Genomic DNA, 11,091 nt, shown 5'->3' on the forward strand with positions numbered 1-11,091 from the left:
CCATAGATCTTGGTTGAAAATTGACATGATGCGTTGCCTTATCTAGTGTAATTTACTGATCAGATCAACGAAACGATAATAAGTTCAATTTCCATAATATTTGTGTAGAAGAGTCAGGTATAACACGCCTTTTTTTGGGTGATGCCAACGAATTAGCGCTTCAGCACCAGTATACTCACCCGTTTTTAAATTTCTTAATGGCTGATAATAAAGTTCAAGCTGTCGATTTCGAACTGCGGTATGTAAATCGCGTTCAATTTCAGTATCTTCTTTGAAGGCATTCAACATCGTATGGTTGAATACTTGAATTGTTTTACCCTGTTTTTTTTTCGCTATTTGTAGCGCAATATCTGCACTCGTTAATGGAGAAACCAGCTCAACAACTGAGATAATATCAACAACAGCAATAGCTGGTTTAGGCTCAATGGTATCTCGGTGGATTTGTGCAGGCGCTCTTAAATGTTGATAAAGTTTATCAGTAAAAGATTCAATGCTTTCATCTTTTAAATCATTAATAAGCATTCCAAACTCATCACTTCCTACTCGCGCAATTTCCTTTGCTTTATGAATTTCAGCTAAATGACGGAGTCTTCTGGCCATTTCTTGAAGTAATGCATCACCTTTTTCATGGCCATAGGTGTCATTGAAATTTTTAAATCCAACAAGATCAATGAGAAATAAATACCCATTATTAGTAACTGCAAGCTCCTTATTAAAGTGAGCTCGATTATATAATCCAGTTAAAGCACATCTCCACGCTCTAACTTCTAACTCTTCTTGGTATCTGTGTTCCTCAGTGCAATCTTCACTGGTCATTAATGCAAAGTGATTACCACGGGAAGTAATAAAAGGTGAACAGCTGTATCGAATCCACAAACTTTTACCGTCGGGCCTTTTTAGCTCAACTTCATCGGAAACAGTTTGGCCTAAAGTCACTCGCTCAAGCTGTTTTCGACCATATTCTGGTTTTTGCTTAAATAAGAACAAATCCCAAACAGGCTGACCAATAAAGTCTATAGCTTTCTGACCGGTTCTTTTTCCGTAAGCATCATTTACAAACTCTACGTTTTCCGAATGTAAATTCACGATCATTGTAACTTGATCAGACTGTTCGGCTGCGCATTTGAATAAGGTCAGAAGTTCGTTTTGCTCATAGCTATTGTGTGTAGCAAGAGTAAGGGCAAGCTGATCCGCTACCTGACAAGCGATATATATTTCACTATCACTCCAATTCCTTTGCTCATGTGCTCTTTCAAGATTCAACACGCCTTCTAAACGCCCATTGATTCTAATCGGTACATCTAAGAGTGAAGCTATATCGAAGGGTTCTAGATAAGTTTTACGAATTTCATTGACACGGTGATCAGCTTTAGCATCGTTAACATCGATGTGCCTACTATTTTTAAGAAGCTCTAAGTACTCAGGATAAACATTACACTCTACAGTATTGTCACTCCGTAAATTCGAAAGCGGCCCCTGATTTGCTACCAGTTCAAAGCGATCTTGTTCTTGTGTTAATAACCAAACGCTGACGGCAGTCAGATTCAGATTATTTAAGAGTAACTCAGTTGCGAATTCTGACGTTTTTGTAAAGTCACCATTTTTTTTGGACTTAGAATTCACAATTGATTCAACAATGTGTTGATACTTACGGTGCGTCACGTAATTCCCTTACATGTGCCTAATGGCAACAATGTTTATTCTTTTTATTTTGATTGAGCAGAATACTCGAAACAGTAATTAAAGTCCTAACTTCTGAATTTGAAAGAGCATTTTTTCAACGGCAACGTCGAACTCAAGCTTTAAAATCAAGCTGTGTTCGCTTTTATCGATGGTGTATTTTACTGTTTCAAATTGTTTCTGAGCTTCACTTACCAGTGATATTACTTCTAACTCTGCTTGCTCTGTTAAATCTAATTTTATTTCTAATACGTTATCTTCTTCATTTATCACTGCACCAATGTCCAGTGTCGAACCACACGTGGTGCAGTTATCATTGATGTCTAAATTTTGTGCTTCTTTAATCGCTTTCATTTTCATACCCAGAACCAAGTTTGACACATTATATACCCATGATACCCGAAGATGCTCGATTTCAGCGAGAATGCACAACTTGTTAATCAAGGCGACAGTGTGCGGCAATAGTGAGCTATTGTTAGCACTGGCAACGAAGAGTAACAAGCTGTGCAACTCGCACTGCGTGGACTTCTCATCGCCAATTCTTCTTTGTTACATTAGCTCGAAAGAATCCCGATATTCCTTCGCTAATGCGCCTCAAAGAATTGGCGCTGAAAAAATCCTGAAACATGCATCTTTAAGTATCATGGGTATATTTAAATGCGGATTCCGAATTCCTGATTTAGATCACGCCGTCTGAATCAACTTTGCCATCGTTCTTTGCTGTTGAAGTTGATCTATAAAGGCAAGTTTCATGTTTTTAGGTTTAACTTCTTCAATATTTTTGTATCGATTAATTGTAAGTAAATCGCAATTTTCCAAGACTCTTTGAATTGGTGAAGGTACTTCGCCTCTGAAAACAAGCGGTTCAGGGTTCAAAGACTCTCGTAAGCGGAATTCGATGTGGCCTTGTGTGTGAAAGACCTCACTATGTTCTTTTGATCCACTTTCAGTTGAGAGGTTTTCTTCCAAACGAGCTTCATGATGAAGTTCGAAGTGGACTCTGAGATCAATACCGTTTATTAATTCAAACTGAGCCATATCTCGCACATCTTGTGAAAGCAAAGCTAAAATGAGTGCAAAGTCACCGCGACGATTAGTTTCAGCCGCTTTATTTAGCGATAAACCAATATCGAGTTCATTTTTTAACACTCGCTCAATTTGCATAAAAAACCAACAAAACAACCACTTCTAATCAATTTATCGGCAAACAAATCGATTACTTTAATTTTTTTTAAATTCTTTCTTTACATGGTTCTAAAATCTGACTACTATTGCCGCCGCAAATTGAGGAGGGGTTCCCGAGTGGCCAAAGGGATCAGACTGTAAATCTGACGGCTCCGCCTTCGAAGGTTCGAATCCTTCTCCCTCCACCATTTTGCGACAAAAATTGAATAAAAATGCACCGGAGGGGTTCCCGAGTGGCCAAAGGGATCAGACTGTAAATCTGACGGCTCCGCCTTCGAAGGTTCGAATCCTTCTCCCTCCACCATTTTTCATTCAATATCTCCAAGATGGAGGGGTTCCCGAGTGGCCAAAGGGATCAGACTGTAAATCTGACGGCTCTGCCTTCGAAGGTTCGAATCCTTCTCCCTCCACCATCTTTTAAGTTTAAATTTCTCTATATTTACCGCACAATTTCTTATATTCTTTTGCCCATTCTGAGTGGATGGATTTTACTATATGAGTAGTGAGTGGGTTAATAACGCCATAAAAAAAATTGATGCAGACTTTCAACGAAGTGCTGATACACATTTAATCAAACTTGATATTCCATCCTTAACTGGGATTGATTTATATCTTAAAGATGAAAGTACTCACCCGACTGGTAGCTTAAAACATCGATTAGCACGTTCTCTATTTCTTTATGCGCTCTGTAATGGCTGGATTAAAGAAAACACAGCAATTATTGAGTCATCTTCAGGAAGCACTGCGGTATCAGAAGCTTACTTTGCTCGATTACTTGGCCTGAGATTCATCGCCGTCATGCCAAATTCAACAGCAAAAAGAAAAGTCGAGCAAATCGAGTTCTACGGTGGTGAATGTCACTTTGTTGATCACTCTAGTGAGATTTATGCCGAGTCAGAACGATTAGCTAAAAAACTGAACGGTCACTACATGGATCAATTCACTTACGCTGAGAGAGCTACCGATTGGCGTGGTAATAACAATATTGCTGAATCGATCTTCTCACAAATGAAAAAAGAGCCTCACCCGATTCCCAACTGGATTGTCATGAGCCCTGGTACTGGCGGTACTTCAGCAACCATCGGCCGCTTTATTCGTTATCAATGCTTGGATACTCAATTGATGGTCGTTGATCCTGAAAATTCAGTTTTTTTTGATTACTTTCACTCTAAAGATAAATCCCTCACATGCTGTTCTGGCAGTAAAATTGAAGGTATTGGACGACCAAGACCTGAACCATCTTTCATCTGTGGTGTAATAAATGAGATGCGGAAAGTGCCTGACGCAGCTTCTATTGCTACAATCCACTGGTTAGAGAAGCTCATAGGAAGAAAAGCTGGAGCATCTACAGGTACTAATTTGTACGGTGCATTACAACTTGCCATTGAAATGAGAGACAAAGGTGAGAAAGGCTCTATTGTTACCTTGCTTTGTGACTCAGGAAATCGTTATTTAGATACGTATTACAACACGACTTGGATTGAAGAGAACGTGGGTGAATTAGAAGAGTTTAATTATTTCTTAAACGATATATACCATTATGATACCTGAAGATGCTCGATTTCAGCGAGAATGCACAACTTATTAATCAAGGCGACGGTGTGCGGCAATAGTGAGCTATTGTTAGCACTGGCAACGAAGAGTAACAAGCTGTGCAACTCGCACTGCGTGGACTTCTCAGCGAGAATGCACAACTTATTAATCAAGGCGACGGTGTGCGGCAATAGTGAGCTATTGTTAGCACTGGCAACGAAGAGTAACAAGCTGTGCAACTCGCACTGCGTGGACTTCTCAGCGACAATGAATTTATATGTATCAATGTAATTAATGATATAAGTGCTGTAACCATTGCTTAATTCGTATTTCTGCTGAAAATTTATTGTGTTTGATACCAGTGTGAAATTACACATTATTTTTCTCCTACCATAAATAAATTAAGCCAGATTTACCTGAAACTGGCTTAATTGGAGAAGTTCTGAGATTAGCCTTTTGCTGAAGGAGCACTACCTGAATTCATACCTGAAAATGCTTGCATCAATCCTTTAATAAGGCTGCCCATTTCACTTTGAAGATCTTGTGAACCTTTAGCGCCTTTAACCGCTGCATGCTTCGCAGCATTTGCATTCGCTTTGCCAGTTAAAGACATATCTTTCTTTTGATCTTTTGAAACTTCAAGAAGCATCGTCATAAATTGTAATAAAGCTTCAATTTCTTTTTTTAACTTGTCATTTTTCTTCGCTACGTTGTCCATTGCATTTGATATATCAACACTATCGTTTTTGCTTGGAGCATCAACATTATTTACTGTTGAAGTACTTGCATTGCTTGCTGAGCTTACACTAGTCATAATTTCTACCTCTCAATTTTTGGCTTAACTTAACTATAGGCGCTCAAAAAAAATACGATATTGTTAAAACGAAGATTCTTGTTGCAACTGGTATTACCAGTCAATTGTTCACCTGCACTTGCAACTGCAACTGCAACTGCAACTGCAACTGAAATTGCGCTCACCAAATCTGCAATACTCATCTGAAGTTTTTGAGCACCTTTCTTTACTCCATGAGTATCCGCAACTAACTGAGGAATTGTTACTTTGAGGTTTATTTTTGCCAGGTTTAAAAACCTGTGAACCATTTGCAGCATTGCTTGAATTAATGCTTAAAGACATTTTTCTACCCTTCAAGGGATTAACCTACTCTAAGAATAGAAAAATGAAAATGGTCGCTATATCGATAAGAAATGATTTATACGAGCAAGTGGTAAAACTAGGTCGTAAATTTTAAGATCAGTCAATATTTAAATATTTATGCGTTTGAACAGACAAACGCCAATTTCGCTCAATGCACACTCTCATTGCTAATTCAGTTGCCCTTGGTTTTTGACTAATGGGTTGCAAGCAAACCGTTTTATTTTTGAGATCGGTGTTACCTAAGAGTTCATCCAGCTCATCAATATGACTTTGCTTGGCAATGGGATGTTTGATTTCGTTTGCCCTATTTAATGCTTGTTGCAAAACGTTATAGCCACCTTTCATATTGATTTTAGGTGAAACAGTAACGTAGGTTTCTGCGCTACAAAGAACTTCAAACGTTCCGCTAGTTTCGATCTGAGTTAAGTATCCGACCTCATTGAGCTTTGTTGTAAGTTCGGTTAAATCATGAATACAAGGCTCTCCACCAGTAATCACTATCAATTTTGCCGTGAACCCCTTTCGTTCGAATGCATTAATCAAGCTTGTTGCATCATGCTCAGCCCATCGGCCTAAGGCACCATCAACTTGAATAACTAGCTCTTTTTCGACTTTATTTTCAGATAACACGTCCCATGTTTGCTGAGTATCACACCAACTGCATCCAACTGGGCAGCCTTGTAAACGAACGAAAATCGCAGGAATGCCTGTATGGCTACCTTCTCCTTGAATCGTTTCAAAGACCTCATTTATCGGATATTGCATATAAAAAACCTGAAAATAAAAACGGGTTGCATTTATAGTAGATTTTATCAGAATCTGCAACTCGTTAAGACGTGATCTCTTTCAAGTTTAATTAAATTCTATGGCTATCAAATTATCAACGGTTTTCATTACACAGTGACTGAGCTAAACTACTAACCCAATTAACCTAATTGTAAAGAAATTATGTCTAAAGTAGTAATTGTTTTCAGTGGTGGCCAAGATTCTACAACTTGTTTAGTTCAAGCCTTAGCAGAGTATGATGAAGTTCATGCAATCACCTTTGATTATGGTCAACGACACAGTGATGAAATAGAAAGAGCAAAATTGCTGGCTAAAAAGTTTACTATCGCTAGTCACAAGATTATGGATGTTTCTCTACTTAATGAACTGGCAATCTCCGCTTTAACCAGAGACTCTATTCCTGTATCACATACTCTTATGGATAACGGTTTACCTAATACTTTTGTACCAGGCAGGAACATCTTGTTTTTGACTCTAGCAGGCATATACGCCTATCAGCTTGGGGCAAAGACGGTGATTACAGGTGTGTGTGAAACAGACTTTTCTGGCTACCCCGATTGTCGAGATGACTTCGTTAAAGCAATGGATTCGGCATTGAAACTGGGCATGGGATATCCACTCACCATCAAAACACCTTTAATGTGGCTTAATAAGGCAGAAACTTGGGCTTTAGCTGACAAGTATCAAGAGCTTGAAACAGTTCGTTATGAAACACTCACTTGCTATAACGGCATCGTTGGTGATGGCTGTGGTGACTGCCCTGCATGTGCCTTAAGATCAAACGGACTTAATGAATATTTAAATAATAAATCAGCAGTAATGGATTCTCTGGAAAATAAATCTCGTGCAGAATTGGATTAACAAATACTTCGGAAAAACATTTAGTTTAGGTGTGGGGATCACGTTGATCTCCTCCCTACTCTTTTTACTTAACGACTATACCTCTGCTGTCGACCATTACCTAGCTTACGATAGAGAACTCATTACATCTGGAATGTATTGGCAACTCATAACAGGAAATTTGCTTCATTCCAATATTTGGCATTTATTACTCAATCTAGCAGGTCTCTGGGTAATCCTATCCATTCATGCCATGCACTACACAAGAAAGCAGATATGGCTTTTATTTTGGCTTTTTTGTTTACTAGAGGGGATTGGTCTATATTTGTTTTCACCAAAATTAGTGGCATATGTTGGTTTATCCGGCATGCTACATGCCCTTTTCACATTCGGGGCAATTTGTGACATCAGATTTAAATTCAAATCAGGTTGGCTATTACTTGCAGGTGTTGTTGCAAAAGTGACACACGAGCAACTTTATGGCGCTAGTGCAGAAGTTACGCAAATGATAGGCACTCGAGTTGCTACTGAATCACATTTAACAGGAGTTATTATTGGAGTCATAATTGCTCTTTTGTTTGTTTGCCTTCAACATGGTCGAAAGCGCCTAAAACATTAATTATAAATAATCACATCAAAATCCCTTTTGTGCAAAAATACATGCATATTTCTTTTAGGACTGTGTATGGCTTCAGCCTTATCCTCTACCCCTCAATTCGAATTTATATGGGCTGAAAATACAGTCCCTGTACTGAATTGGAATAAACTCGATTTTAATCGTTTTACTTCTGATCTAGGTAGTAACTGGAAAGAGTTAACATTTTCTTTAACTGTTGCAGATAGTACACAAAAGACCTTTCGAATTGAGCCCTTGATAGATAATACGCAAACAGATAATCATCTTTCAATCTTTAAATTTCATAATAGCGATGAGCCAGAAAAGCAGATTAAAAGCCTATTTTTTAATGACAGTAACATCCAAAAATATGTTGCTTCACAACTCGAAGAGTACGATACCCCTCTACCAACTCAAGTTGCGTACGAAACAGTTTTTAAAGTCGGTGATATATGGCCACACGTTACAGGTAAAAAACCTTTGATAGTATTCGACTTCGATTTTACACTCATTTGCGACTATACCGAATACGAAGCTGAGGCTTGTGAATATGACATCGCACTTATTGAAGAAGACTTAAATGAACAACTCACTAAAGGAAAAACACTTCATTCTGAAATGAAGTATGTGTTGATTACTAATACACATGAGTTTTACTTTGAAAGTAAATTCGCACTAACTGATATAGATGCTTCCCTATTCGAAGCGCTAAAACCAATGAAAGAATGTCTTCGAAAGGCTCCACGGCTGAATGAGTTTCTATTGAACTCAAAATATACTTTCGATCAGATTATTATCGTAGATGATAATGAAAGTGACATAGAGGGGTTGGCAAAAATGTGTGCTCTGCATGATATACCATCGGTGAAATTACAGTTTTTTGGTGGTATGGATGATAAAATCGCCCACTTGGCAAAAGCTAATGATTCCACAAAGCACTTATCAGAGGTTGAGCAACTTGCTAAATTTACCGAGAGCTCTCCTTATTATAAACGGTTATTGGATTATTTTTATGAAAACCAGCCTCAAACAGATACTGATGAGGCTTAAGAAAGCTACATCTAATACAGCTCAAGCAGAGTGATTTCGCTCTTGCTTACTGTCTTTCCATGCGACCCAAGCAAAAATTGCAATAGACACTATATACGTCCCTACTAATACCCAAATGAAAAAATGCTGCATAGTCCTTCCTATTTATCATTCATGATTATTTGAGTATAGTTGACATTTATCTGAGCTATAAATATTTGTGATAACTGTCATAAAAACATGCCTTTACACTAGGAGTGTGTGATGTTCATCATTGAAACGGACCGACTGTATATTCGAGAATTTACATTGACTGATGCCGATTTTATTTTTGAGTTAATGAATACAAACGAGTACATACAAAATATTGGCGATCGAAACATTAAGACAAAGAGTTGTGCCGAGAATTTTCTTGCCGATAAACTTATTAAAAGTTATCAGTTACACGGCTATGGTTTATTTGCAATAATTAGAAAGGAAGATGACGCCATTGTCGGTATGAATGGTTTCGTTAACAGAGAGACACTGCCACATACCGATATTGGTTTCGCATTTTTACCTCAGTTTATGGGCAAAGGTTATGGTTACGAATCTTCACGAGCGTTAATGCAATATGCGGAATTAAATCTAAAGTTATCACCCATTTTAGGGATCACGTCTAAAACTAATGTTGCGTCTCAAACTTTATTAAAAAAAATAGGGCTTCGTTATATTAAGCCAATCACGCTCGATGAAGAAGACGAAGAAATCATGTTGTTTAGTAATCAAACTGAGTTTAGTGGTGAATAAAATGAGCCGGTATTGCATTTCAATTTTTACACTTATATTTTCTACGTCCATTTATACTCAAGAGCCATTAACGATAGATAGGCAGCTCACGGCAAATATCCAATTCAACTTTGCTAATCCGAATAACATCACCGCTCAAAAAAGCGATTTTGAAATCAAAAGTGCGATCCCAATGAGTTCAGAAGACGGCCAGCGCTGAGTGTTATTAACCATCAACAATTCAGCAAGTGGAAACAGAACGCTAAATCAGAGACACTTATTGGCAACATTAGCTGATGGAAACAAAGTTAAACCTGCTCCGTTTTCTCAACCATTCAAAGCTGGGGAAACCCTATCAATATCGGTTTACTTTACTAATAATAGTTTTCCGATTACTTTGGTCACTTTAAATTCCAATTAAGGGACACCACATGTCTGAACACGGCTTATTTATTGATATTGAACGTACAGAAAATCACATATTTGTTACTTTTAAAGCAATTGGTAAACTGACATGCCAATGGCAACAGGTATCCCCCAAAAAGCAATGCAACTTTTCGAAGATTACGGTTGCTCAAGTGATTTAGATTTTTGTAATCACAATACTTTACATGCTCCATTTGCAAGAGCGCCCCTGAATTTTTTATATGCTGAATCATACGCAAGAATAGGCGACAAAGACAAAGCTCTTCACTACCTAAATTTATCAAGACAAGCGAACTCTTTTATGGATTGGCCACTTAAAGATGAAGTACTTAATGATTTAAAGAACAAGGATGAGTTTTTAAATCGATTTGCAAAAGACGGGCTTTATAAACTAGCAACATTTGATATGACAAATATGAAAAACCGCGCTTGTATATCGTGCCACGGACGCTCATAAATAAGGGGAGTGTCAAATTGACAACAGAAACCCAACCTAGATCAAATTTTGGATTTTTATAACTGTTAAGATGCGAGCACTTTTGGCAATACAATGAATCAAGGAAAGCCACATGCCTATCAGCCATAAACATCGGGTTTATATACCGACGAGTGCTCGATCTAATCAATACATTACTGCTGACATTAAAGTTACGCCTGAACTCATTAAACACTACGATAATCTTGATGCGTTATACCATAATCTAAGTAATGACATTTTTCGATTGTCAGAAGAACAAGAATTATATAATTGCCAGATTATTGCCAATGACAAGCTTCCAATTGTTCGATATCACACAGAGGCTTATCAATTCCAAACCCAAGAACAGATTATCTTTTTCTACAACCCCGAATATCATGAGGCTCAGAACCTATTCGTAGAAAAAGATTACCAACCAAGAAAGATTAGAATTGTTTTACTTGCAACTGGTGATGATTTAAGGGCTAACTCCTGACTCTTCTACACAAATTTGAGATAAATTGAACTTATTGTAAATCCGTTGATCTGATCAAGAAACTCCTTATACAAAACAGCAAATCATGTCAATTTATCATCATAACCAATGGTCAACAG

15 protein-coding genes, 3 tRNA genes and 1 pseudogene are annotated in these 11,091 nt (G+C 37.8%); 11 read left to right on the forward strand and 8 right to left on the reverse strand.

Annotation, left to right across the window (positions count from 1 at the left end):
- Positions 1-84 precede the first annotated feature (84 nt).
- The 3 genes from JQC92_RS18780 to JQC92_RS18790 all read right to left on the reverse strand — a co-directional run bounded on the left by JQC92_RS18780 (position 85) and on the right by JQC92_RS18790 (position 2,844).
- Entirely contained in the window at positions 85-1,662 is a 1,578-nt protein-coding gene (locus JQC92_RS18780; protein ID WP_205001085.1) for a diguanylate cyclase domain-containing protein, read from the reverse strand.
- Between the two features lie 78 nt (positions 1,663-1,740).
- Positions 1,741-2,034 (reverse strand): DUF406 family protein, encoded by a 294-nt coding sequence (locus JQC92_RS18785; protein WP_205001086.1) that lies wholly within the window; start codon positions 2,032-2,034, stop codon positions 1,741-1,743.
- 330 nt (positions 2,035-2,364) lie between these two features.
- Complete coding sequence (locus tag JQC92_RS18790) at positions 2,365-2,844, reverse strand: VC2046/SO_2500 family protein (protein ID WP_205001087.1); 480 nt, start codon at positions 2,842-2,844, stop codon at positions 2,365-2,367.
- A gap of 124 nt (positions 2,845-2,968) precedes the next feature.
- Between JQC92_RS18790 and JQC92_RS18795 the strand changes: the two genes are divergently transcribed.
- From JQC92_RS18795 to JQC92_RS18810, 4 genes are all read left to right on the forward strand, one after another.
- Positions 2,969-3,053, forward strand: a tRNA-Tyr gene (locus JQC92_RS18795).
- A 31-nt stretch (positions 3,054-3,084) separates the two neighbouring features.
- A tRNA-Tyr gene (locus tag JQC92_RS18800) sits at positions 3,085-3,169 on the forward strand.
- A 24-nt stretch (positions 3,170-3,193) separates the two neighbouring features.
- Positions 3,194-3,278 (forward strand) — tRNA-Tyr (locus tag JQC92_RS18805).
- Between the two features lie 82 nt (positions 3,279-3,360).
- On the forward strand, positions 3,361-4,416 hold the full coding sequence (locus JQC92_RS18810; RefSeq protein ID WP_205001088.1) for a PLP-dependent cysteine synthase family protein: 1,056 nt from the start codon (positions 3,361-3,363) through the stop codon (positions 4,414-4,416).
- On the opposite strand, the gene JQC92_RS18815 is transcribed toward JQC92_RS18810, so the two are convergent.
- From JQC92_RS18815 to queE, 4 genes are all read right to left on the reverse strand, one after another.
- The gene (locus JQC92_RS18815; protein WP_205001089.1) at positions 4,404-4,775 is read right to left on the reverse strand and encodes a hypothetical protein; all 372 of its coding nucleotides are present in this window, start codon (positions 4,773-4,775) and stop codon (positions 4,404-4,406) included. The genes JQC92_RS18810 and JQC92_RS18815 overlap by 13 nt on opposite strands.
- Before the next feature lie 71 nt (positions 4,776-4,846).
- Positions 4,847-5,212: a hypothetical protein gene (locus tag JQC92_RS18820; protein WP_205001090.1), complete on the reverse strand. Its 366-nt coding sequence runs from the start codon at positions 5,210-5,212 to the stop codon at positions 4,847-4,849.
- Between the two features lie 29 nt (positions 5,213-5,241).
- Positions 5,242-5,508 carry a hypothetical protein gene (locus JQC92_RS18825; RefSeq protein WP_205001091.1) on the reverse strand — a complete coding sequence of 89 codons (267 nt, stop codon included), beginning with the start codon at positions 5,506-5,508 and terminating at the stop codon, positions 5,242-5,244.
- A gap of 142 nt (positions 5,509-5,650) precedes the next feature.
- Complete coding sequence (queE, locus tag JQC92_RS18830) at positions 5,651-6,319, reverse strand: 7-carboxy-7-deazaguanine synthase QueE (protein WP_205001092.1); 669 nt, start codon at positions 6,317-6,319, stop codon at positions 5,651-5,653.
- 183 nt (positions 6,320-6,502) lie between these two features.
- On the opposite strand from queE, the gene queC reads away from it, so the two are divergent.
- The 3 genes from queC (at position 6,503) to JQC92_RS18845 (ending at position 8,846) form a co-directional block, all read left to right on the forward strand.
- A complete protein-coding gene (gene queC / locus JQC92_RS18835) occupies positions 6,503-7,201 on the forward strand; it encodes a 7-cyano-7-deazaguanine synthase QueC (protein WP_205001093.1) in 699 nt (232 codons plus the stop codon).
- On the forward strand, positions 7,185-7,799 hold the full coding sequence (gene rrtA, locus JQC92_RS18840; RefSeq protein WP_338049532.1) for a rhombosortase: 615 nt from the start codon (positions 7,185-7,187) through the stop codon (positions 7,797-7,799). Before queC ends, rrtA begins: the two co-directional genes overlap by 17 nt.
- Before the next feature lie 66 nt (positions 7,800-7,865).
- Complete coding sequence (locus JQC92_RS18845) at positions 7,866-8,846, forward strand: hypothetical protein (protein WP_205001094.1); 981 nt, start codon at positions 7,866-7,868, stop codon at positions 8,844-8,846.
- A gap of 21 nt (positions 8,847-8,867) precedes the next feature.
- Here the strand turns inward: JQC92_RS18845 and JQC92_RS22755 are convergent, their stop codons facing one another.
- Entirely contained in the window at positions 8,868-8,978 is a 111-nt protein-coding gene (locus JQC92_RS22755) for a PIG-X/PBN1 family protein (RefSeq protein ID WP_239480643.1), read from the reverse strand.
- Positions 8,979-9,089: 111 nt separating this feature from the next.
- Here JQC92_RS22755 and JQC92_RS18850 point away from each other — a divergent pair, with 111 nt between their 5' ends.
- The 4 genes and pseudogenes from JQC92_RS18850 to JQC92_RS18865 form a co-directional block, all read left to right on the forward strand.
- Positions 9,090-9,614 carry a GNAT family N-acetyltransferase gene (locus JQC92_RS18850; protein WP_205001095.1) on the forward strand — a complete coding sequence of 175 codons (525 nt, stop codon included), beginning with the start codon at positions 9,090-9,092 and terminating at the stop codon, positions 9,612-9,614.
- 1 nt (position 9,615) lies between these two features.
- Entirely contained in the window at positions 9,616-9,813 is a 198-nt protein-coding gene (locus JQC92_RS18855) for a hypothetical protein (protein ID WP_205001096.1), read from the forward strand.
- 294 nt (positions 9,814-10,107) lie between these two features.
- Positions 10,108-10,476, forward strand: coding sequence for a hypothetical protein (locus JQC92_RS18860; RefSeq protein ID WP_205001097.1), 369 nt, complete (start codon positions 10,108-10,110; stop codon positions 10,474-10,476).
- Positions 10,477-10,588: 112 nt separating this feature from the next.
- Positions 10,589-10,969 (forward strand): annotated as a pseudogene (locus JQC92_RS18865) (DUF3083 family protein); the annotation flags it as partial.
- Positions 10,970-11,091: the final 122 nt, after the last annotated feature.

The sequence above is a fragment of the Parashewanella hymeniacidonis genome (assembly GCF_016900895.1).
GTDB lineage: Bacteria > Pseudomonadota > Gammaproteobacteria > Enterobacterales > Shewanellaceae > Parashewanella > Parashewanella hymeniacidonis.

Bases quoted from the DNA above. Each gene is read 5' to 3' on its own strand.
- JQC92_RS18785 (WP_205001086.1), bottom strand. From the start codon at position 2,034: ATGAAAGCGATTAAAGAAGCACAAAATTTAGACATCAATGATAACTGC.
- JQC92_RS18790 (WP_205001087.1), bottom strand. From the start codon at position 2,844: ATGCAAATTGAGCGAGTGTTAAAAAATGAACTCGATATTGGTTTATCG.
- JQC92_RS18810 (WP_205001088.1), top strand. From the start codon at position 3,361: ATGAGTAGTGAGTGGGTTAATAACGCCATAAAAAAAATTGATGCAGAC.
- JQC92_RS18815 (WP_205001089.1), bottom strand. From the start codon at position 4,775: ATGTGTAATTTCACACTGGTATCAAACACAATAAATTTTCAGCAGAAA.
- JQC92_RS18820 (WP_205001090.1), bottom strand. From the start codon at position 5,212: ATGACTAGTGTAAGCTCAGCAAGCAATGCAAGTACTTCAACAGTAAAT.
- JQC92_RS18825 (WP_205001091.1), bottom strand. From the start codon at position 5,508: ATGCTGCAAATGGTTCACAGGTTTTTAAACCTGGCAAAAATAAACCTC.
- queE (WP_205001092.1), bottom strand. From the start codon at position 6,319: ATGCAATATCCGATAAATGAGGTCTTTGAAACGATTCAAGGAGAAGGT.
- queC (WP_205001093.1), top strand. From the start codon at position 6,503: ATGTCTAAAGTAGTAATTGTTTTCAGTGGTGGCCAAGATTCTACAACT.
- JQC92_RS18845 (WP_205001094.1), top strand. From the start codon at position 7,866: ATGGCTTCAGCCTTATCCTCTACCCCTCAATTCGAATTTATATGGGCT.
- JQC92_RS22755 (WP_239480643.1), bottom strand. From the start codon at position 8,978: ATGCAGCATTTTTTCATTTGGGTATTAGTAGGGACGTATATAGTGTCT.
- JQC92_RS18850 (WP_205001095.1), top strand. From the start codon at position 9,090: ATGTTCATCATTGAAACGGACCGACTGTATATTCGAGAATTTACATTG.
- JQC92_RS18855 (WP_205001096.1), top strand. From the start codon at position 9,616: ATGAGCCGGTATTGCATTTCAATTTTTACACTTATATTTTCTACGTCC.
- JQC92_RS18860 (WP_205001097.1), top strand. From the start codon at position 10,108: ATGCCAATGGCAACAGGTATCCCCCAAAAAGCAATGCAACTTTTCGAA.